Source organism: Streptomyces sclerotialus (assembly GCF_040907265.1).
Classification (GTDB): domain Bacteria; phylum Actinomycetota; class Actinomycetes; order Streptomycetales; family Streptomycetaceae; genus Streptomyces; species Streptomyces sclerotialus.
In genome coordinates this window covers 3,325,509-3,346,045 of the sequence record NZ_JBFOHP010000002.1, presented here as the reverse complement: position 1 = coordinate 3,346,045, position 20,537 = coordinate 3,325,509, and the positions used below count along the sequence as shown (strand labels likewise).

The window sequence follows — 20,537 nt, the reverse complement described above, 5'->3', positions numbered from 1 at the left end:
CGTAGTTTTGACGCCAGCATCGGCCCCGCGCACCCCCGCGTCCCGGGCCGCGGCCCCCGCGCATCCGCGCCGCGGGCCGTCACCTGTCGGACAAGACCCGTCGGAGCAGTCTTGGCACGGAAGATCGGCAGCCGGTACACCGCCCACCAGATCCTCGGTCGCGGCAGCGCCGGCACGGTGTGGCTGGGCGAGGGTCCCGAAGGGGCCGTGGCGATCAAGCTGCTGCGCGAGGACCTCGCCTCCGACCAGGAGCTGGTCGGCCGCTTCGTGCAGGAGCGCGCCGCCCTGCTCAGCCTGGACCACCCGCACGTCGTCGGCGTCCGCGACCTGGTCGTGGACGGCAACGACCTCGCCCTGGTCATGGACCTCGTCCGGGGCACGGACCTGCGGACCCGGCTGGACGCCCAGCGCCGGCTGGCCCCGGAGGCCGCGGTCGCCATCGTGGCCGACGTCGCCGAAGGCCTGGCCGCCGCGCACGCCGCGCGCATCGTGCACCGCGACGTGAAGCCCGAGAACATCCTCCTGGACATGGAGGCCCCGCTCGGCCCCGGCGGCGCCCACCCCGCGCTCCTCACCGACTTCGGCATCGCCCGCCTCGTCGACTCGCCGCGCCGCACCCGCTCCACCCGGGTCATCGGCACCCCCGACTACCTCGCCCCCGAGATCATCGAGGGCCTCCCGCCCCGCGCGTCCGTGGACGTGTACGCGCTGGCCACGGTCCTGTACGAGCTGCTCGCCGGGTTCACCCCCTTCGGCGGCGGCCACCCCGGCGCGGTGCTCCGCCGGCACGTCACCGAGCGGGTGGCGCCGCTGCCCGGCATCCCGGACGAGCTCTGGCAGCTGCTGATCCAGTGCCTGGCCAAGGCCCCCGCCTCCCGCCTCCGCGCCCCCGAGCTGGCGGCCCGGCTGCGCGAGATCCTGCCCTCGCTGGCCGGCATCCCGCCGCTGGACATCGACGAGCCGGAGGACGAGGAGGAGGCGGAGGAGGCGGCCGCCGGACCGGAGGCCCCGCGTGAGGACGGCCCGTACCAGCCGCTCCCCGAGGAGGGCGGCCGGGTCCGCGGTGCGGTGCCGCTGGTGCACGGCGCGGCCCCGGACTCCACCCGCGAGACGCACACGAGCATGCGCGTGCCGGGCCCCGACGAGCTGGCCGGCGGCGCGCACGGGACGGCCCGCGCCCCGCGGGCCGCGGGCGAACGCCGGGCGGGGTCGGCCCGGCACCGGGTACGCAAGCGGCGGGTACGGCTGGGCGTCGCGGCGGGCGCCCTCGTGGTCGCCGCCGGCCTGGGCACCTGGCTCGTCTCGGGGGACGACGCGCCTGACGACGCCCGCCCGGGCACGGAGCAGACAGCTCCGGACGTGCCGTAGAGCGCCCCGTGAGGGGCGCGGTGAACCGCGCGAGCAACGCCGACGGCGCCGGGGGTGGCCACCGGCCCGGGGTCCGCCGGAACGTCCGGAGACGGCCACGGCTCAGGGCGGCCCACCCAGCCGTTAGGCTGGAGTCGTGGCAGTCGTCGATGTATCCGAAGAGCTGAAGTCCCTCGCCTCGACCATGGGGTCGATCGAGGCCGTCCTGGACCTCGACAAGATGAGGGCCGATATCGCTGCGCTCGAGGAGCAGGCAGCGGCCCCCGACCTCTGGGACGACGTGGAGAACGCCCAGAAGGTCACCAGCCGGCTCTCCTACCTCCAGGGGCAGCTGCGCAAGGCCGAGGAGCTGCGCGGCCGGGTCGACGACCTCGAAGTGCTGTTCGAGCTGGCCGCGGACGAGGGTGACGAGGACACCCGCGCCGAGGCGGAGGCCGAGCTGGCCGCGGTCCGCAAGGCCGTGGACGAGCTGGAGGTGCGCACCCTCCTGTCCGGTGAGTACGACTCCCGTGAGGCGGTCGTGAACATCCGCGCCGAGGCGGGTGGCGTGGACGCCGCCGACTTCGCGGAGAAGCTGCAGCGCATGTACCTGCGCTGGGCCGAGCGGCACGGCTACAAGACGGAGCTGTACGAGACCTCGTACGCCGAAGAGGCCGGCATCAAGTCGACCACCTTCGCCGTCAACGTCCCGTACGCCTACGGCACGCTCTCCGTGGAGCAGGGCACGCACCGGCTGGTCCGGATCTCCCCGTTCGACAACCAGGGCCGCCGCCAGACGTCGTTCGCCGGCGTCGAGGTCCTCCCCGTCGTCGAGCAGACCGACCACATCGAGATCGACGAGTCGGACCTGCGGGTCGACGTCTACCGCTCCTCGGGCCCCGGCGGCCAGGGCGTCAACACCACGGACTCCGCCGTCCGCCTGACGCACATCCCGACCGGCATCGTGGTCTCCTGCCAGAACGAGCGTTCGCAGATCCAGAACAAGGCCACCGCCATGAACGTCCTCCAGGCGAAGCTGCTGGAGCGGCGCCGCCAGGAGGAGCAGGCCAAGATGGACGCCCTCAAGGGCGACGGCGGCAACTCCTGGGGCAACCAGATGCGCTCGTACGTCCTGCACCCGTACCAGATGGTCAAGGACCTGCGGACGGAGTTCGAGGTCGGCAACCCGCAGGCGGTGCTGGACGGCGACATCGACGGCTTCCTGGAGGCCGGCATCCGCTGGCGCAAGCAGCAGGAGCAGGAGAAGTAAGCCGGTCGCGGCCCTTCGCAGCAGCACGAAGCAACTGTCGCCCCACAGGCGGCGGTTGCTTTTTGTTGTGCTGATTTGGTTACAGTCGTACGTCATCACACGCCGCAAACCGCCCCAAAGCGGCCATCCTCCCTTTATTTGACCTTGACGGTCCGTTGGGATCTGGGAAGGGTAGAGCGCGGCATGCGTATGTCTGGGGCGCGTGTGAACGGGGATATGAGGAAACCGCCCGCGATGGACGGAGCGGACTCGCGTCCCGCATCGGCCGTTGCCCCGCACAGCGATGCCCCAATGACACATGTAGCTACTGGGGGTAGCACTAGATGACCAAGAAGACGCGGGTGCGCGTGGCGCGCGTTGCGGCCAGTGCGGTGATCGCGGTGGGCGCTTCGCTCACTGCGGCGGGCGCGGCCTCGGCGACCGACGCGAACCAGCCGAGCACGATGGGTCAGGAAGACAACGGCGGCTTCCTCGGCGGCCTCTTCGGCGGCGGCGAAGGTGACGACGACGGCACCGACGGTGGCGAAACCGCTGGCACCGACGGTGGTGACACCGAGGGTGGCGTCAGCATCGGTGGCCTGGTCGCCGGCCAGGACGGCGGCAACGGTGGCGAGAACGGCATCGGCGGCGGCGACGGCGGCAACGGTGGCGAGAACGGCATCGGCGGCGGCAACGGCGGCAACGGCGGCGAGAACGGCATCGGCGGCGGCAACGGTGGCGAAGACCCCACCGACCCCCCGACCGAGGACCCGACCACCCCGCCCACCGAGGACCCGACGACTCCGCCCACCGAGGACCCCACCACGCCTCCCGGCGGTAACGGCGGCAACGGTGGCGACAACGGTGGCCAGAACGGCGGCGGCAACGGCGGCCCCGACGACGGCACCGGCACCGACAACGAGGGCACCAAGCCGATCGAGCAGCCTGGCGACTCCAAGGAGGACATCGCCAACACGCCCGGTCAGGCCCAGGACACCCCTCAGGGTGGCCAGCAGCAGGCCGACGGTGAGCTGGCCGAAACCGGTTCCTCCGGTACGACCTTCCTGCTGATCGGCGCCGCGACGATGATCGCCGGTGGTATCGGCTTCCGCCTGATGCCCCGCCTGATCAACAAGGGCGGTGCCGCCGCGGCCTGAGGCCGGCGGTAGCCCCGTAGCGCAGCACGCTGCACAGCAGAGGGCCCGGCGCGGATTCCGCGCCGGGCCCTGGTGCGTCGTGGTGCGTCATCGACAAGATCAGTCAGGGCCTCGGCCCGTCCGGTCCCGCGTCGGCGGAGCTCAGCCCACCCGCTCCAGCAGCAGGCCCACTGCCACGAGCGCCACCAGCAGCGCCACCAGCGCCGCCGGGGTGACCTGCGCGAGGAGCCCGGTCAGGCCGCTCTGCTGCTGCATCCGCTCCCTGCTGGCCCGGCACACCGGGCAGCGGCCCTCGCTGACGGGGGCCGCGCAGTTGGCGCACACCAGCCGGTCGTACGTCATGCGACCTCCTTCTCACCAGCTCCAACGCGCGGGCCGGCGCGTTGGTTCCCTCTTCTACTGTGCCAGCTCGCCGGAGCATCGGCGCGCCTACCGGAATCCTCGCAGCGCACGGCGTATTCAGGCCGTGTGCGGGCCCTCGGCGGGAGCCGGAATGTGCTCGTTTTGTCCCCGTAGGTGCCGTGAATAAACGCACCAAGACCGGACGCCGACTGCGCCGCGCCATGTGGTTCGCGTATGGTCACGCTCACCGACGGGAGCCGCAAGTCGGCAACCCGTGCCCCTACCCAGGTCGACCGTGGTGCATCAGTGATCCGATTCGACAACGTCTCCAAGACCTACCCGAAGCAGAACCGCCCCGCGCTCAGGGACGTCTCGCTCGAGATCGAACGAGGCGAGTTCGTCTTCCTGGTGGGCTCCTCCGGCTCCGGCAAGTCCACCTTCCTGCGGCTGCTCCTGCGTGAGGAGCGGGCGAGCCACGGTGCGGTGCACGTACTGGGCAAGGACCTCGGGAAGCTGTCCAACTGGAAGGTCCCGCAGATGCGGCGCCAGATCGGCACCGTCTTCCAGGACTTCCGGCTGCTGCCGAACAAGACCGTCGGGCAGAACGTCGCGTTCGCCCTGGAGGTCATCGGCAAGCCGCGCGGCCAGATCCGCAAGACCGTGCCCGAGGTGCTCGACCTCGTCGGGCTCGGCGGCAAGGAGGACCGGATGCCGGGCGAGCTGTCCGGCGGTGAGCAGCAGCGCGTCGCGATCGCCCGGGCGTTCGTCAACCGCCCGATGCTGCTGATCGCCGACGAGCCGACCGGCAACCTCGACCCGCAGACCTCCGTCGGCATCATGAAGCTGCTGGACCGGATCAACCGCACCGGCACGACGGTGGTCATGGCCACCCACGACCAGCAGATCGTCGACCAGATGCGCAAGCGGGTCATGGAACTAGAAAAGGGCCGGCTCGTACGCGACCAGTCGCGCGGCGTGTACGGCTACCAGCACTAAGCGTGTACGGCCCCCAGTACTGAAAGGACGCCATGCGCGCCCAGTTCGTCCTGTCGGAGATCGGCGTCGGTCTCCGCCGAAACCTCACGATGACCTTCGCCGTCATCGTCTCCGTGGCTCTCTCGCTCGGCCTCTTCGGCGCCTCGCTGCTGATGCGCGACCAGGTCAGCACGATGAAGGATTACTGGTACGACAAGGTCAACGTCTCGATCTTCTTCTGCAACAAGAACGATGCGGAGAGCGACGCCGGCTGCGCCAAGGGAGCGGCCACTGCGAAGCAGAAGAACGAGATCCGGACCGAGCTCGACCGGCTGCCCAACGTGGAGAGCGTCCAGTACGAGTCGAGCGACCAGGCGTACAAGCACTACAAGGAGCAGTTCGGCCAGTCCCCCGTCGCGGGCCTGGTGACCCCCGATCAGCTCCCTGAATCCTTTCGGGTCAAGCTGAAGGACCCGACCAAGTACGAAGTGATCAAGACGGCGTTCTCGGGGCGGCCCGGGGTCCAGCAGGTGCTGGACCAACGGGACACGGTGGAACCGCTCTTCAACCTGCTCAACGGTATGAACATCGCGGCGCTGAGCGTGATGGGGCTGATGCTGATCGTTGCGCTGCTGCTGATCGTCAACACCGTACGGGTGTCGGCGTTCAGCCGAAGGCGGGAAACCGGGATCATGCGGCTGGTGGGTGCGTCCAGCTTCTACATCCAGATGCCGTTCATCCTGGAGGCCGCCATCGCCGGTCTGATCGGTGCCGTGTTCTCCTGCGTCCTGATCGTCACCGGGAAGTACATGCTGGTGAACAACTGGCTGGCGCAGAAGATCCAGGTGATCAACTTCATCGGCTGGGACTCGGTGATAGCGGTTCTCCCGCTGGTGTTGCTGATCGGTCTGCTGATGCCTGCGCTTGCGGCCTTCTTCGCGCTGCGCAAGTACCTCAAGGTGTGACGCGACGCTTTCCGGTGGTTCGCGACAAGGGGCGGGTCGTCATGCGGCCCGCCCCTTCGTCATGCTGCGGACGAAGACCTCCGGCCCGTCGCCGGGCGACACGGCTCGGCTTCAAGATCATTGCGGGCGGTGGCGGCCGTGCTCCATGATGTTCGTACTCCCTGACCAGGAGTGAACACCACCAGACGTATCGGGGGATCTACCTCATGCATATCCAGAACGGCTCCGCCGGCCGCACCACCGAGCAGCGGGTCAAGGGGGCCCGCGGCGCAGCCGTGGCCGCGGTGATGTGCTCCGCGGTGCTGGGCGCTGCGGTGCCCGCCCAGGCCGCCGGCCCAGTGGCGAAGCCGGCCGCGGCCGTGCGGACGACCGCCGCCGTAGCCGCCAAGAGCAGCCAGTACTCGTACCACTACACGTACGACCTCTTCCGGCAGGCCGAGAGCGCCAAGAGCTCGTTCCACAAGATGAACAAGATCATGAAGGGGGTCTTCCCACTCAAGGGGATGCCGAAGACCGTCAAGAAGGGGCAGAAGATCTGTCTTGAGGGCGGTAAGAAGTGCAACCCGGTGCTGGTCACCAAGGTGGGGCAGACCTACTTCACTCTGAAGTCGCTGCCCGGTCACCTGGAAGGTGCGGGCAAGTACATCACCTTCAGCCTGAAGAAGAAGAGCGACGACACGCTGTACTTGGACGTGCGGGCCAAGGGGCCGAAGACGGTGTGGCAGAAGCATCCGCTGGGCGGCAGCGCGAACTACCTCTTCGCGAAGGCCTCGTGGGGCCTCTTCGCCCACCAGCTTCGTGAAGTGGGTCAGTACAACCTGATCTGAGACATACGGCACCTCTTGGTGTGAGGTAAGTCAACGGCGCCGTGCGGGCAACTGCCCGTACGGCGCTTCTTTCTGGCCTAGACTCACCGGCATGTCGGGCCGATTGCACTTTGTCCGGCCCCGCCGCATCCGCCGCGGGGCGGCCCTGACGTTGGTCTTCGCGAGCGTGCTCGGCACCGGCGCCGCAGCCGGTTCCTGGGAGGATGAAGGCCGAGAAGGGGCGGAGCACCGCATACCGGTACGTACCGTCGCCGACGGCCGGGCCGCCGCGGACGGCACGGCGGACCGCGAGGCCGTCGAGGAGGCCGCGGCCGAGGCGCTCAAGTCCGGCAAGTCCGGCAGCCAGGCCGCCGCCGACGTGGTCAGCCGCAGCGGCGACCGCTGGTCCACGGTCTACACCGCGGGCGAGTACGAGGACTTCCGGCGGCAGCTCGACGGCGAGTACGTCGGCGTCGGCCTGTGGCTGCGCGAGGGCGAGGACGGCCGCGTCCAGGTCTCCCGGGTACGCGCGGACGGCCCCGCCGCCCGGGCCGGCATCGCGCCCGGTGACGACCTGCTCGCCGTCGACGGCAGCGCCACCCGGCACCGCCCGGTCACCGAGGTCGTGGCCCGGCTGCGCGGCGACGCCGGCAGCACCTCGAAGCGCGCGGGGGGCGCCGCTGCCCCCGGTACCCCCGTCGACCTGAAGCTCCGGCGCGCCGACCGGGACTGGACCGCGACGCTGCACCGCGCCCGGCTGCGCACGGCGAACGTCACCGTCGACCGGCCCGCGGCGTCCGGGGGCATGACCCGGATCAAGGTCGACGCGTTCGCCAAGGGCACCGGCGAGGAGGTGCGCGAGGCGGTCCGCTCGGCCGCGCCCGGCGGCATCGTGCTGGACCTGCGCGGCAACACCGGCGGCCTGGTCGGGGAGGCGGTCACGGCGGCCGCCGCGTTCCTCGACGGCGGCCTGGTCGCCACGTACGACGTACGCGGCAGCCAGCGCGCGCTGTACGCGGACCGCGGCCGGGCCACGAAGTCGCCGGTGGCCGTGCTGGTCGACGGCGGCACGATGAGCGCGGGGGAGCTGCTGGCGGGGGCGCTGCAGGACCGCGGCCGTGCGGTGGTGATCGGCTCGCCGACCTTCGGCAAGGGCTCGGTCCAGATGCCCAGCGAGCTGCCGGACGGCTCGGTCGCCGAGCTGACCGTCGGCCATTACCGCACACCGTCGGGGCGCGGCGTCGACGGCCGGGGCATCACCCCCGACATCCCCGCCGACGACCGCGCGGAGAGCCGGGCCAGAGCGGTAATGAGTGGCCTGGGAGGCGGGTCCTAGTGCGAAAATGGCCGCACTATGGCTAAGGCGAACGCGAAGACGAAGGCGAAGCGGCAGGCCGCGGAGGCCGGGCGCAAGCTCATCGCGCAGAACAAGAAGGCGCGGCACGACTACCTCATCATCGACACCTACGAGTGCGGCCTCGTGCTCACGGGCACCGAGGTGAAGTCGCTGCGGCAGGGGCGGGCTTCGCTCGTGGACGGCTTCGTCCAGATCGACGGCGGCGAGGCGTGGCTGCACAACGTGCACATCCCCGAGTACGCGCAGGGCACCTGGACCAACCATGCCGCGCGCCGCAAGCGGAAGCTCCTGCTGCACCGGGTGGAGATCGACAAGCTGGCGTCGAAGTCGCAGGAGACGGGCCACACGATCGTCCCGCTCCAGCTGTACTTCCTGAAGGGCCGCGCGAAGGTGGAGATCGCGCTGGCCAAGGGCAAGAAGGAGTACGACAAGCGGCAGACGCTGCGTGAGCAGCAGGACCGCCGCGAGGCGGAGCGCGCGATCTCCGCGGTGCGCCGGCGGCAGCGGGCCTGACCTGGAGGAAGGCCCGGCCCTGTGCCGCTGGGAATATGCTGGCACGGTGCCGCGTTGTTCCCGTACGATGGCACACGTACCCCGCTGGACGGGGTGCACGGACTCCGCGGAAGCGGGGTCCACCGTTGAAAACACAACATGGGGATGATCGGTTTCGACAGCGGATGTCGAAGCAGGGGAAGCGTGTCGAGGAAGCGGCAATGATCTCGTTAACCACGTGTCGCAACCAATAATCGCCAACACCAAGCGCGATTCCTTCGCCCTCGCTGCCTAAGTAGCGACCTGCGAAGTGTCAGCCCGGGGATGATCCCGACCCGGATCCTGGCATCAGCTAGGGGTCTTATCCACCGAGCCCGGTCACGGGGCCCGGTGGAGACATCAAACAGTGACTGAGCCCGTCGGAGACTTGTCCGCGTGATCTCCGGGGCCGAGAAAATCGCAGCGGACTGCACACGGAGAAGCCCTGGTTCCGCACCGTTGGACGCGGGTTCGATTCCCGCCATCTCCACCGAACGGAGGCTCCGGCCTCCGGACATCCCATGTGGGCAGGAGCCCCGCCGCCGTCAGGCAGCGGGGCTCCTGTCATGCCCGGCCATGGCGAGGGCCCGGGATGTGGGCTCCCGCGCCATATCGGGGCGCGTCGTCCGCTCCTACCGTCCCCGGGCATGTACAGAACACTCAGACGCACGCTGAGCATGCTGGTCGCGGCCGTCCTGGCCGCCCTGTTCCTGCCCGCGGGCACGGCACACGCCGCCGGCACCATCGAGGAAGTCACCGGCTTCGGCAGCAACCCCGGGGCGCTGCGGATGTACCGCTACGTCCCCGAGGGCCTGCCCGCCGGCCGCCCCGTGGTCGTCGCGCTGCACGGCTGCACACAGAACGCCACCACGTACGGCAGGCAGAGCGGCTGGACCGAGCTCGCCGACCGCTGGGGCTTCTCCGTGGTGCTGCCCGGCCAGACCAGCGCCAACAACCTCAACAACTGCTTCAACTGGTTCCAGGCGGGCGACATCGAGCGCGGCCGCGGCGAGGCCGCCTCCGTCCAGCAGATGACCGCCCGCCAGCTCGCCGACGCGGGCGGCTCCCGGGCGTACGTCACCGGCCTGTCGGCCGGCGGCGGCATGACGGCGGTCATGATGGCCGCGTACCCGGAGACCTACACGGCGGGCGGCGTGGTCGCGGGCCTCCCGTACGGCTGTGCGCAGGCGGCGGGCTCGCCGTACGTGTGCATGTACGTGGGCGCCACGCAGACGCCCGCGCAGTGGGGTGACCGGGTACGGGCCGCCAATCCGGGCCACACCGGCCCCTGGCCCCGGCTGACGGTCCTCCAGGGGACGTCCGACACGACCGTGAAGCCGGTGAACATGGCCGACCTCGTCGAGCAGTGGACGAACGTGCACGGCACCGACCAGACGCCGGAGGTGACGGACACGGTGGGCGGATATCCGCACGCGGTGTACCGGGACGCTTCGGGCGCCGTGGCCGCCGAGACCTACCGGATCACCGGCATGGGGCACGGTCAGCCGCTGGACCCCGGCACCGGCGCCGCCCAGTGCGGCACGGCCGGCGCGTACATGCTCGACGTGAACCTCTGCGCCGCGTACGCGATGGGGAAGGGCTGGGGCCTGGACGGCTGAGGTCACGCGTGCCGGGCCGCACGGAGGCGGCCCAGCAGGGTCACGGTCAGTGCCAGGGCCGCCGCGGCGGCCGGTGCGCCGTACGCCGCCCCGCCGCTCCCCAGGTGGTCCGTGGCCCAGCCGCCTGCCGCCGAGCCGGCCGCGATGCCGGTCAGCAGGGCGGTGACGGCCAGCGTCATGCCCTCGGTGACCTGGCCGGCGGGCGTCAGCGCCTGGACCCGGCCCATGCCGGTGACCATGGTCGGCGCGGTCGCCATCCCGGCCACCAGCAGGGTGCCCGCCAGCACCGCGAGGCTGCCGCTCGCCGCCCCGAGGAGCGGCAGCAGCATCAGGACCGTCATGGCCGCCACGCACCCGGTGAAGCGCGCGGCGGGCCGCCCGGCGGGCGGCAGCAGCCCGTACAGCAGTCCGGCGGCGCACGAACCGGCGGCCTGCAGCGCCAGGATGCCGCCCGCCACGGCCCGGACGCCGTGCCCGTCGGCGAAGCCGATCGTGACGACCTCCAGGGAGCCGAAGACCGCGCCCGTGCACACGAAGGTCAGCAGGAGCGGCGGCAGTCCGGGACGGCGCAGCGGCGAGCGGACCCGCTCCGTACGGGGCGCGGCGGGCGGCTCCGTACGGCGCTGCGCGGCGAACAGCAGCACTCCGGTCAGCAGCAGCACGGCTCCGGTGAGCGTGCCCGCCTCCGGGAACAGCGTCGTGCACAGGAAGGCGGCGAGCACCGGGCCGAGCATGAAGCACACCTCGTCCGCCGCCTGCTCGAAGGAGTTGGCGGTGTGCAGGGCGCGCGGGTCGGCACGGAAGAGGTGCGCCCAGCGGGCCCGGGACATGCCGCCCGTGTTGGGCGTGGTGGCGGTGCACACGTAGGAGGCGAAGAGCGTCCAGGCAGGCGCGTCGAGCCGCACGCACAGCACGAGGGCCAGCGAGCCCAGTACGGCGAGCAGCGCGGCGGGCGGCGCGACCCTGGCCTGCCCGTAGCGGTCGGTCAGCCGCGCGGTCCACGGCCCCACGACGGCGGTCGCCGCGAGTCCGGCGGCGGTCACGGCCCCGGCCAGCGCGTACGAGCCGCGCGACCCGGCGATCATGAGGACCGCGCTGACACTGAACATGCCCATCGGGAGGCGGGCCAGGAGGTTGGCCGCGGTGAAGGCACGGGTGCCCGGCACGGCGAACATCCGGGCGTACGGACGGAGGAACCGCAGGCGCGGGCCGCTGCCCGGCGAGCGGCCCCGGCGGCGCGCGGCACGGCGCGGACGGGCGGGAACGGGCGGGGCGGTCACGGGGCGGGCGGCGAGGAAGAGGATCACCCCTTCACGATCGGGCCGGCGTCCCCACGGCGTCCAACACCTTCCTTCCACCGATTGACCGCCCGCAGTTGTCAATCAGTTGGCCACCAGGCCTCCGCTTCGTCATCTCGCCTTTGTCACCATGGGTGTGTGCCCCACGACATAGAGCCGCGCCTGCTGCGTGCCTTCACGGCCGTCGCCGACGAGCTCCACTTCACCCGTGCCGCCGCCCGCCTGTACGTCGCCCAGCAGGCCCTCAGCCGGGACATCCGCCGCCTGGAGCGCGACCTCGGTGCGACGCTGTTCCTGCGCACCACCCGTCAGGTGCGGCTCACCCCCGAGGGCGAGCGGCTGCTCCCGTATGCGCAGCGCGTGCTCGCCGCGCACGACGAGCTGGCCGCGGCCTTCCACGGCGGCGCCGACCGCGAGCGCCCGCTGCTGGTCGACGTGGGCGCCCCGGTCGGCACCGCGTACCGGGTGCTGGAGCGGGCCCGGGCCGCGGCGCCCGACCTGGAGTTCGCCGCGCGCTTCCACAGCGGCCTGACCGGTGCCGCCGAAGGGCTGCTGACGGGCGGCCTGGACGTGTCCTTCGGGCGGGTCGCCGGGCTGCCGCGCGGGGTGCGCAACCGGCTGGCCCACCACCCGGTGCGGTACGAGCCGATGGCCGTCCTGCTGCCGGCGGAGCATCCGCTGGCGGCTCGTGCCGCGGTGCCCGTGGACGCGCTCGCCGGGGAGACGCTCTACACGGGGGCGGGCAACGCGCACACCGCGGAGTGGACCGCCCTGGCCGCGCGCCTCTTCGAAGGGCGCGGCATCCGGGCGGCGGCGCCGTACCCGGAGATCGACGGCCCGGCCGAGTTCCTCCGCGTCGTACGGAAGCGCGGCTGGTCCGTACTGGCCAGTGTGGAGTTCATCGAGGTGCCCGGGATGGTGCTGCGGCCCCTCGTGGACCCCGTGCCGCTGTCCCCGGTGTCGGTGGTCTGGCGCCGCGGGCTGCGCCACCCGGGCCTGGACGCGCTGCGGGACGCGGCGCGCGAACTGGGCGCGGCGGGCGGCTGGCTGTCCCGCGGCGGGGACACCTGGCTGCCGCCCGAGGACGCCCGGCTGATGGCGGCGTGAGCCCGGTGGAGCGCGGCGCCGACGGTACTCACCGTGCCCGGCAGCGCCGGGTGAGAGCGATATTGCGTCGGTGACACCTGGCGGCACCGCCGTGAAACGCGCCGTCCCTAGCTTCGGAGCGGGAGACTTCGAGAGCCGGGAGGCACGATGGCGGCGGCACGTAAGGGCAAGCGGTGGATCGAGGAGTGGGACCCCGAGGACGAGGCGTTCTGGGAGGCGAAGGGCGAACGGATCGCGCGCCGGAACCTGTGGTTCTCGGTGCTCTCCGAGCACATCGGGTTCTCGGTCTGGAGCCTGTGGTCGGTGATGGTGCTCTTCATGGGGCCCGAGTACGGCATCGACCCGGCCGGGAAATTCTTCCTCGTCGCCATGCCGACGGTGGTCGGCGGCATCCTGCGGGTGCCCTACACCTTCGCCGTCGCCAGGTTCGGCGGGCGTAACTGGACGGTGCTGAGCGCGGCGCTGCTCCTCGTACCGACCGTCTTCGCGGCCTTCGTGATGACGCCGGGCACCTCGTACACCACCTTCATGGTGGCCGCGGCGCTCACCGGAGTGGGCGGCGGCAACTTCGCCTCCTCCATGACCAACATCAACTCCTTCTACCCGCTGCGCAAGAAGGGCTGGGCGCTGGGCCTGAACGCGGGCGGCGGGAACATCGGCGTGCCCGTCATCCAGCTGCTGGGCCTGCTGGTCATCGGTACCGCCGGTGCCGCGCACCCGCGCATCGTGCTGGGCGTCTACATCCCGCTGGTCGTGGTCGCCGCGGTGTGCGCGGCGCTCTTCATGGACAACCTGGCGCCGGTCACCAACGACACCGGCGCGGCCCGGGAGGCGGCGCGCGACCCGCACACCTGGATCATGGCGCTGCTCTACGTCGGCACCTTCGGGTCGTTCATCGGCTACAGCTTCGCCTTCGGGCTCGTGCTCCAGAACCAGTTCGCGCAGACCCCGCTCCAGGCGGCCTCGCTCACCTTCATCGGCCCGCTGCTCGGCTCGCTGATCCGGCCCGTCGGCGGCAAGCTCGCCGACCGCTTCGGGGGCGCGCGGATCACCCTGGGGAACTACGCCGCGATGGGCGTGGCGACGGGCATCGTGATCGTCGCCTCGGTCCAGAAGTCGCTGCCGGTCTTCCTCGTCGGCTTCATCGCGCTCTTCGTGCTGACCGGCCTCGGCAACGGCTCCACGTACAAGATGATCCCGGCGATCTTCCAGGCCAAGGCGGTCTCGCGCGGCCTGACGGGCGAGGCGGCAGCGGCGTACGGACGGCGCCTCTCGGGCGCGGCCATGGGACTGATCGGCGCGGTCGGCGCGCTCGGCGGGCTGGGCATCAACCTCGCCTTCCGGCAGGCCTTCATGACCGCGGGCTCCGGCACGCCCGCCTTCGTGTCCTTCCTCGTCTTCTACGCGCTGTGCCTGGCCGTGACCTGGGCCGTATACCTCCGGCGCACGGCACCGGAGCCGGACGTACGGGCCGAGGAAGTGCCGCGCCCGGCGTACGCGGAGGTGTGATCGTCCGCGTCCCGGCAGGGGCCCCGGCGGGAACGTCCGGGGCCTCCCGGGCGTAACACTGGAGAAATAACGGTGAACCCGGACCGTCACGGACCCTTGGCAGCATCAAGGGCATCCGGTCTGCCGGACCGCCCCGGGACGGACGCCCAGGGGACGGCAGGACCCGGCCGCCGTTGAGCCGGCGCACACCACTGCGGAGCGGGACGAGAGCCAATGCACGACGGACAGCGAAACGACCTACAGGACGACAGCGCACCGCCTCGGCGGAGCGGCGAGCGGACCGGCGGACTGCCGCTGGCCGGATTCACCGTCGGGGTGACCGCGGCCCGCCGCGCCGCCGAGCTGGGCACGCTGCTGGAGCGCCGCGGCGCCGAGGTCGTGCACGCGCCCGCGCTGCGCATCGTGCCGCTGACCGACGACGCCGAGCTGCTGGCCGCGACCAAGCAGCTCATCGACGACGCGCCGGACATCGTGGTGGCCACCACCGCCATCGGCTTCCGCGGCTGGGTGGAGGCCGCCGAGGGCTGGGGCCTGGGCACGCCGCTGCTGGAGCGGCTGGGCCGGGTACGGCTGCTGGCGCGCGGCCCGAAGGTGCGCGGCGCGATCCGCGCGGCCGGGCTCACCGAGGAGTGGTCGCCCGCCTCGGAGTCCATGGCCGAGGTCCTGGACCGGCTGCTGGAGGAGGGCGTGGCCGGCCGGCGGATCGCGGTCCAGCTGCACGGCGAGCCGCTGCCCGGCTTCGTGGAGTCGCTGCGCGCCGCGGGCGCCGAGGTGGTCGGCGTGCCGGTCTACCGCTGGATGCCGCCGGAGGACATCGGCCCGGTCGACCGGCTGCTGGACGCGGTGGCGGCCCGCACCGTCGACGCGGTGACCTTCACCAGCGCTCCGGCCGCCGCCTCGCTGCTGCGCCGCGCCGAGGAGCGGGGCCTCCTGGAAGAGGTGCTGGCCGCGCTGCGGCACGACGTGGTGCCCGCGTGCGTCGGCCCGGTCACCGCGCTGCCCCTGCAGAACCACGGGATCGCGACCGTGCAGCCGGAGCGCTTCCGGCTGGGCCCGCTGGTCCAGCTGCTCTGCCACGAACTGCCCGGCCGGGTACGGCCGTTGCCGGTCGCCGGGCGGCGCCTGGAGATCCGCGGCCACGCGGTCCTCATCGACGGCGAGCTGCGCCCCGTGCCGCCCGCCGGGATGTCGCTGCTGCGCGCGCTGGCCAGGCGGCCCGGCTGGGTCGTCTCCCGCGGCGACCTGCTGCGCGCGCTGCCGGGCGCGGGCCGCGACGAGCACGCGGTGGAGACGGCGATGGCCCGGCTGCGGGTGGCGCTGGGCGTGCCGAAGCTGATCCAGACGGTGGTCAAGCGCGGGTACCGGCTGTCCCTGGACCCGCATGCGGAGACCAAGTACGCCGACGCGTAAGGGCGTTGAAGTCGCACCCGGCGGGGCCGGCCGGCGCCGCGAGGACGGTACCGAGGGTTCCGGCGAGGCGCCTGGCCGGGCACTCTGGAGGGAGACGTTGTCCCCTAAGGAGTGACAGGCACATGGCGGCCCCTTACGACCTGCGGTTCGACTGCGGGCGGATCTGCCTGGACCTGGTGGCCACGGCCGGCGAGGCGCCGGCCGAACGGCTCCTCGGCCCCGACCACTTGAGGGCCTGGCTCATCGGCGCGGGTGTCGTACCGCGCAGCGCCCCGCTCGACGCCGTCGACGGCAGCTGGGTCGCCCGCTTCCGGGCGCTGCGCGAACTGCTGCGGCGCATCGTGCACGACGAGATCCGCGGCCGGGCCGCCGACCGGGACCTGGCACTGCTCAACGCCACGGCGGAGGCCCCGCCACCGCCCGAACGCGCCGCACGGAGCGTGGACGGCGTACTGGAGCGCCGCTGCGCACGCGCGCCGGACTGCGCCGGGCTGATGGCCGCGGTGGCCCGGGACGCGGTCGGCATGCTGACGGACGCGGTGGCCCGCGGCCAGCTGCGCCAGTGCGAGGGCGAGACGTGCTCGCGGATCTACCTGGACACCTCGCGCGGCCGCCGGCGGCGCTGGTGCTCCAGCGAGGTGTGCGGCAACCGCGAGCGGGTGGCCCGGCACCGCCGCCGCGCCACCCTCGGCCCCGCCTCCCGCGTCACCGGCTGAACACCCGCACGCGCCCGTACGTACTCCCCGGCGAGCTTTCGGAGACCGGCTCCGAACGGAGTTCGCTCCGTACTGTCGACCGGGGAGTGGCGTTGCGCGAGGATGCCGTCGTGGCCGACCGGACGACGCCCGGCGAAGAACTCATGCGGGCCTTGTACGAGGAGCACGCGGGACCGCTCCTCGCGTTCGTCCTGCGGCTGGTGGCAGGCGACCGCCACCGCGCCGAGGACGTGGTCCAGGAGACCCTGCTGCGCGCCTGGCGCAACGCCGACCAGCTGCAACGCGCCACCGGGTCCGTACGCCCCTGGCTGGTGACCGTGGCCCGCCGGATCGTCATCGACGGGCACCGCAGCCGCCAGGCCCGCCCCCAGGAGGTGGACGCGGCGCCCCTGGAGACGCTGCCCGCCGCCGACGAGATAGACCGCGCGCTGCGCCTGATGACCCTCTCCGAGGCGCTGGCCGACCTGAGCCCCGCCCACCGGGAGGCCCTGATCGAGACGTACTTCAAGGGACGTACGGTCAACGAGGCGGCGGAGGTGCTGCGGGTACCGCCCGGCACCGTGCGGTCCCGGGTCTTCTACGCACTGCGCTCCCTGAAGCTCTCCCTGGAAGAACGAGGAGTGACGGCGTGAACCGGCCCCATCCGCCCGCCCGGCCGGCGGACCACACCGACGTCGGCGCCTACGCGCTCGGCGTGCTGGACGCCGACCACGCCGCCCGCTTCGAGGAACACCTCGCCGGCTGCGACCGCTGCGCCACCGAGCTGGACGGCCTGCTCGGCCTGCCCCCGCTGCTGGCCGAGCTCGCCGGCGACGGCACGGGCGCCCCGCCCTCCGAGGCCACGCTCGTCCCGAAACCCTCCCGGCGCGTCCTGGGCGGCCTGCTGGCCGAGGCCGCCGCCGCCCGGCGGCGCGGGCGCCGGCGGCGGCTCGCCCTCGTCGCGGCCGCCGTCGCGCTGGTCGTCGGCGGACCGCTCGCCACCCTGGCCGTCACCGGGGACACGGCGCCGCCGCCTCGGCAGGCAGCGAGCCCGGCCGAGCTGATGTACGCCGGCGGCCGGGAGAAACACACCGCCGTCGACCCGGTCACCGGGGTCGCCGCCGGCGTCGCCATGGCCGACCGCCCCTGGGGCACCTCCGTCGCGCTCCGCCTCGGCAACGTCAAAGGGCCGCTGACCTGCTCCCTCATCGCGATCGGCAAGGACGGCGAGAAGCAGACCGTCACCACCTGGGCGGTGCCGTACGGCGGGTACGGCGTCAAGGGCGGCGCCACGAAGTGGAGCCGGCAGCCGCTCTACACGAACGGCGGCGCCGCCATGAGCCGCGCCGAGATCGACCGCTTCGAAATCCGCACGCTGGACGGCGAACGGCTGGCCGCCGTCGACGTGTGACCGGACGCCCGCACCGCTTCACAGGTGCGCCCGCGACCTGCTTCGCGTACGGTTGACGGCTGCCCTACGCACAGCAGAAGGGGGCCTGGGTGGCCGCGCAGAACGCCACGCACGCGCCGGAGAACTCCACGCACGCGCCGGATTCCGTACCCGACAGCGACTCCGTCCGCGACCGCGAGATCGCGGGCGAGCAGACGCACCTGGACCGGGTCTACCGGCGTCTGGAAGAGAAGATCCACGAGGCACAGTTCCTGATGGCCGACGCCGCCAAGCGCGGCCAGGTCGGCACGCCCGGCGCGCTCGCCGAGCGCGACGCGCAGGTCTTCCAGGCCGGCGTCCACCTGCACCGCCTCAACTCCGAGTACGAGGACTTCCTCTTCGGCCGCATCGACCTGCTCCTGGGCAAGGACGGCAAACGGGGCCCGGACGGCGCGTACACCTCCGTCGAGCCCGCCGACGGCGCGATCACCGAGGACAACCGCGCCGAGATCGCCGAGACGCTGCACATCGGGCGCCTGGGCGTCCTGGACGCCGACTACAGCCCGCTGGTCATCGACTGGCGGGCCCCGGCCGCCGCGCCCTTCTACCGGGCCACGCCGGTCGCCCCCGGCCGCGTCGTACGCCGCCGCGTCATCCGTTCCAAGGGCCGCAAGGTCCTCGGCGTCGAGGACGACCTGATGCGCCCGGAGGTCACCGCGACCCTGGCCGGCGAGGAACTGCCGGCGGTCGGCGACGGCGCGCTGATGGCGGCACTCGGCCGGGCCCGCAGCCACTCCATGCGCGACATCGTCGCCTCCATCCAGGCCGAGCAGGACATGGTGATCCGGGCGCCCGCCGCCTCCGTCACCGAGGTCGAGGGCGGGCCCGGTACGGGCAAGACCGCGGTCGCCCTGCACCGCGCCGCCTACCTGCTCTACCAGGACCGGCGCCGCTACGCGGGCGGCATCCTCATCGTCTCGCCCACCCCGCTGCTGGTCGCCTACACCGAGGGCGTGCTGCCCTCGCTCGGCGAGGAGGGCCAGGTCGCCATCCGGGCGCTCGGCTCGCTGGTGGAGGGCGCGGAGGCCACTGCTCACGACGCGCCGGACGTGGCCCGCATCAAGGGCTCCTCCCGCATGGTGAAGGTGCTCCGCAAGGCCGCCAGGGGCGCCCTGGAGCTCGCCGCCGACACCGCCCCCGCCGTGGAGCCGGACGGCCAGCTGACCTTCGGCGACCCGGACGAGGACGCGGCGGCCCCTGCCGTGCCCACCGACCGGCTCCGGGTGGTCGCCTTCGGACAGCGCATCGAGCTGGACGCCGCCGAGCTGCGCCGCGTCCGGCAGGCCGCCCTCGGCGGCACCGCGCCGGTCAACCTGCTGCGTCCGCGTGCCCGCCGGCTCATCCTGGACGCGCTGTGGGCGAAGACCGGCGGGGACCGCCGCTACAGCGACCCGGAGCTGGCCGCCGAGGCCCGCAGCGGGTTCGACGAGGACATCACCACGGAGCAGGACTTCATCGACTTCCTGGACGCCTGGTGGCCCGAGCTGACGCCGCGCCGGGTGCTGGCCGCGATGGCCGACGAGAAGCTGCTCGGCCGCTGGTCGCGCCGGGTGCTCCAGCACCGCGAGGTACGGAAGCTGGCCCGCTCGCTGGGGCGCCTGGACGCGCGGGGCCAGGGCCCGCTGTCCGTCCACGACGTCGCGCTCCTGGACGAGCTCCAGCTGGTCCTGGGCGCCCCGGCCCGCCCGGCCCGGCCGCGCGAGGCCGACCCGCTGGACCAGCTCACCGGTCTGGAGGAGCTGACCACGTTTGCGGACCGTAACTCCTCGGGGCGCAGCCGCCGGGAGCGGCTCGCGGAGGAGCGTACGGACTACGCGCACGTCATCGTCGACGAGGCGCAGGACCTCACGCCCATGCAGTGGCGGATGGTCGGCCGCCGCGGCCGGCACGCCACGTGGACCGTGGTGGGCGACCCGGCGCAGTCCTCGTGGTCGGACCCGGACGAGGCCGCCGAGGCACGGGACGAGGCGCTGGGCACCCGCCCGCGCCGCCGTTTCACCCTCACGGTGAACTACCGCAACCCGGCCGAGGTCGCCGAGCTCGCCGCCCGGGTGCTGGCGCTGGCCATGCCGGGCATGGCCGCGCCGGAGGCGGTGCGTTCCACGGGGCTGCGGCCGCGGTTCGCCGTCGCCGGGGACCGGCTGGGCGATTCCGTACGGGAGGAGGCGCGCCGGCTGCTGGAGGAGGTGGACGGCACGGTCGGTGTGGTCGTGGCCATGGACCGCCGGGAGGAGGCCCGCGGCTGGCTCGCGGGCCTGGGCGACCGCGTGGTGGCACTGGGTTCGCTGGAGGCCAAGGGGCTGGAGTACGACGCGACGCTGGTGGTCTCGCCCGCCGAGATCGCGGACGAGTCGCCGGCCGGGCTGCGGGTGCTGTACGTGGCGCTGACCCGGGCCACGCAGCGGCTGACGGTGATCTCCGGGGACCGCGACGAGCCGGACGCCGACGGGGTGCCGGACCTGCTGCGGGACTGAGCGGTCCGCGGGGGCCGGGCCGCCCCTCGACAGGGCGACTCCAGACATCTCTCGCGACGGGATTCGCTTACGGGGAGGGTTTGTTAGCCTGTAGATGGCACCGGCCCGATCCAAGCCCCCGGGCCCAACCATAGTCGCTGCGAGCGACCACTTGCCGCGAGGCGAGCATGGCGGGTCGGTGCCACCTCAACTCCTTCGAAGCCTCTTCTTCGAGACGTCACGGACAGGTCCGTGTCACCGGTTCGG

18 protein-coding genes and 1 other RNA gene are annotated in these 20,537 nt (G+C 72.6%); 17 read left to right on the top strand and 2 right to left on the bottom strand.

The genetic code is table 11. The features are described 5' to 3' along the window. Nucleotides 1–111: 111 nt before the first annotated feature. The 3 genes from AAC944_RS14880 (at nucleotide 112) to AAC944_RS14870 (ending at nucleotide 3,753) form a co-directional block, all read left to right on the top strand. Nucleotides 112–1,368 carry a serine/threonine-protein kinase gene (locus tag AAC944_RS14880; RefSeq protein WP_030614518.1) on the top strand — a complete coding sequence of 419 codons (1,257 nt, stop codon included), beginning with the start codon at nucleotides 112–114 and terminating at the stop codon, nucleotides 1,366–1,368. Nucleotides 1,369–1,504: 136 nt separating this feature from the next. Then, on the top strand, nucleotides 1,505–2,617 hold the full coding sequence (gene prfB, locus AAC944_RS14875) for a peptide chain release factor 2 (protein ID WP_030614515.1): 1,113 nt from the start codon (nucleotides 1,505–1,507) through the stop codon (nucleotides 2,615–2,617). Nucleotides 2,618–2,940: 323 nt separating this feature from the next. Then, complete coding sequence (locus tag AAC944_RS14870; protein ID WP_030614512.1) at nucleotides 2,941–3,753, top strand: hypothetical protein; 813 nt, start codon at nucleotides 2,941–2,943, stop codon at nucleotides 3,751–3,753. A gap of 141 nt (nucleotides 3,754–3,894) precedes the next feature. On the opposite strand, the gene AAC944_RS14865 is transcribed toward AAC944_RS14870, so the two are convergent. Beyond that, nucleotides 3,895–4,095, bottom strand: a complete 201-nt coding sequence (locus AAC944_RS14865; protein ID WP_030614509.1) for a hypothetical protein — start codon at nucleotides 4,093–4,095, stop codon at nucleotides 3,895–3,897. Nucleotides 4,096–4,401: 306 nt separating this feature from the next. Between AAC944_RS14865 and ftsE the strand changes: the two genes are divergently transcribed. From ftsE to AAC944_RS14830, 7 genes are all read left to right on the top strand, one after another. After that, nucleotides 4,402–5,091, top strand: a complete 690-nt coding sequence (gene ftsE / locus AAC944_RS14860) for a cell division ATP-binding protein FtsE (protein ID WP_030614506.1) — start codon at nucleotides 4,402–4,404, stop codon at nucleotides 5,089–5,091. 32 nt (nucleotides 5,092–5,123) lie between these two features. After that, a complete protein-coding gene (gene ftsX / locus AAC944_RS14855) occupies nucleotides 5,124–6,035 on the top strand; it encodes a permease-like cell division protein FtsX (RefSeq protein WP_030614503.1) in 912 nt (303 codons plus the stop codon). A gap of 206 nt (nucleotides 6,036–6,241) precedes the next feature. Then, nucleotides 6,242–6,862 carry a hypothetical protein gene (locus AAC944_RS14850; RefSeq protein WP_030614500.1) on the top strand — a complete coding sequence of 207 codons (621 nt, stop codon included), beginning with the start codon at nucleotides 6,242–6,244 and terminating at the stop codon, nucleotides 6,860–6,862. 91 nt (nucleotides 6,863–6,953) lie between these two features. After that, nucleotides 6,954–8,177, top strand: a complete 1,224-nt coding sequence (locus tag AAC944_RS14845; protein ID WP_030614498.1) for a S41 family peptidase — start codon at nucleotides 6,954–6,956, stop codon at nucleotides 8,175–8,177. An 18-nt stretch (nucleotides 8,178–8,195) separates the two neighbouring features. Next, nucleotides 8,196–8,711 (top strand): SsrA-binding protein SmpB, encoded by a 516-nt coding sequence (gene smpB / locus AAC944_RS14840; protein ID WP_030614495.1) that lies wholly within the window; start codon nucleotides 8,196–8,198, stop codon nucleotides 8,709–8,711. Nucleotides 8,712–8,851: 140 nt separating this feature from the next. Next, nucleotides 8,852–9,222, top strand: a transfer-messenger RNA (tmRNA) gene (gene ssrA, locus AAC944_RS14835). Nucleotides 9,223–9,376: 154 nt separating this feature from the next. Next, a complete protein-coding gene (locus tag AAC944_RS14830) occupies nucleotides 9,377–10,348 on the top strand; it encodes an extracellular catalytic domain type 1 short-chain-length polyhydroxyalkanoate depolymerase (protein WP_030614492.1) in 972 nt (323 codons plus the stop codon). Between the two features lie 2 nt (nucleotides 10,349–10,350). On the opposite strand, the gene AAC944_RS14825 is transcribed toward AAC944_RS14830, so the two are convergent. After that, the gene (locus AAC944_RS14825) at nucleotides 10,351–11,655 is read right to left on the bottom strand and encodes an MFS transporter (protein ID WP_037772152.1); all 1,305 of its coding nucleotides are present in this window, start codon (nucleotides 11,653–11,655) and stop codon (nucleotides 10,351–10,353) included. 129 nt (nucleotides 11,656–11,784) lie between these two features. Here AAC944_RS14825 and AAC944_RS14820 point away from each other — a divergent pair, with 129 nt between their 5' ends. The 7 genes from AAC944_RS14820 (at nucleotide 11,785) to AAC944_RS14790 (ending at nucleotide 20,291) form a co-directional block, all read left to right on the top strand. Next, the gene (locus tag AAC944_RS14820) at nucleotides 11,785–12,753 is read left to right on the top strand and encodes a LysR family transcriptional regulator (protein WP_030614486.1); all 969 of its coding nucleotides are present in this window, start codon (nucleotides 11,785–11,787) and stop codon (nucleotides 12,751–12,753) included. Between the two features lie 147 nt (nucleotides 12,754–12,900). Beyond that, complete coding sequence (locus AAC944_RS14815) at nucleotides 12,901–14,262, top strand: nitrate/nitrite transporter (RefSeq protein ID WP_030614484.1); 1,362 nt, start codon at nucleotides 12,901–12,903, stop codon at nucleotides 14,260–14,262. 213 nt (nucleotides 14,263–14,475) lie between these two features. Then, nucleotides 14,476–15,672: a uroporphyrinogen-III synthase gene (locus tag AAC944_RS14810; protein WP_078888555.1), complete on the top strand. Its 1,197-nt coding sequence runs from the start codon at nucleotides 14,476–14,478 to the stop codon at nucleotides 15,670–15,672. A 122-nt stretch (nucleotides 15,673–15,794) separates the two neighbouring features. Then, the gene (locus AAC944_RS14805; protein ID WP_030614478.1) at nucleotides 15,795–16,388 is read left to right on the top strand and encodes a CGNR zinc finger domain-containing protein; all 594 of its coding nucleotides are present in this window, start codon (nucleotides 15,795–15,797) and stop codon (nucleotides 16,386–16,388) included. Between the two features lie 92 nt (nucleotides 16,389–16,480). Continuing rightward, nucleotides 16,481–17,020, top strand: a complete 540-nt coding sequence (locus AAC944_RS14800; RefSeq protein ID WP_078888554.1) for a sigma-70 family RNA polymerase sigma factor — start codon at nucleotides 16,481–16,483, stop codon at nucleotides 17,018–17,020. Further along, the gene (locus AAC944_RS14795) at nucleotides 17,017–17,778 is read left to right on the top strand and encodes a zf-HC2 domain-containing protein (protein ID WP_030614472.1); all 762 of its coding nucleotides are present in this window, start codon (nucleotides 17,017–17,019) and stop codon (nucleotides 17,776–17,778) included. Before AAC944_RS14800 ends, AAC944_RS14795 begins: the two co-directional genes overlap by 4 nt. An 89-nt stretch (nucleotides 17,779–17,867) precedes the next feature. Then, nucleotides 17,868–20,291, top strand: a complete 2,424-nt coding sequence (locus AAC944_RS14790) for a HelD family protein (RefSeq protein ID WP_030614470.1) — start codon at nucleotides 17,868–17,870, stop codon at nucleotides 20,289–20,291. Nucleotides 20,292–20,537: the final 246 nt, after the last annotated feature.

Excerpts from the sequence above, each read along its gene's own strand:
- AAC944_RS14870 (WP_030614512.1), top strand. The coding sequence starts at position 2,941 with ATGACCAAGAAGACGCGGGTGCGCGTGGCGCGCGTTGCGGCCAGTGCG.
- AAC944_RS14865 (WP_030614509.1), bottom strand. The coding sequence starts at position 4,095 with ATGACGTACGACCGGCTGGTGTGCGCCAACTGCGCGGCCCCCGTCAGC.
- ftsX (WP_030614503.1), top strand. The coding sequence starts at position 5,124 with ATGCGCGCCCAGTTCGTCCTGTCGGAGATCGGCGTCGGTCTCCGCCGA.
- AAC944_RS14850 (WP_030614500.1), top strand. The coding sequence starts at position 6,242 with ATGCATATCCAGAACGGCTCCGCCGGCCGCACCACCGAGCAGCGGGTC.
- AAC944_RS14845 (WP_030614498.1), top strand. The coding sequence starts at position 6,954 with ATGTCGGGCCGATTGCACTTTGTCCGGCCCCGCCGCATCCGCCGCGGG.
- smpB (WP_030614495.1), top strand. The coding sequence starts at position 8,196 with ATGGCTAAGGCGAACGCGAAGACGAAGGCGAAGCGGCAGGCCGCGGAG.
- AAC944_RS14830 (WP_030614492.1), top strand. The coding sequence starts at position 9,377 with ATGTACAGAACACTCAGACGCACGCTGAGCATGCTGGTCGCGGCCGTC.
- AAC944_RS14815 (WP_030614484.1), top strand. The coding sequence starts at position 12,901 with ATGGCGGCGGCACGTAAGGGCAAGCGGTGGATCGAGGAGTGGGACCCC.
- AAC944_RS14810 (WP_078888555.1), top strand. The coding sequence starts at position 14,476 with ATGCACGACGGACAGCGAAACGACCTACAGGACGACAGCGCACCGCCT.
- AAC944_RS14805 (WP_030614478.1), top strand. The coding sequence starts at position 15,795 with ATGGCGGCCCCTTACGACCTGCGGTTCGACTGCGGGCGGATCTGCCTG.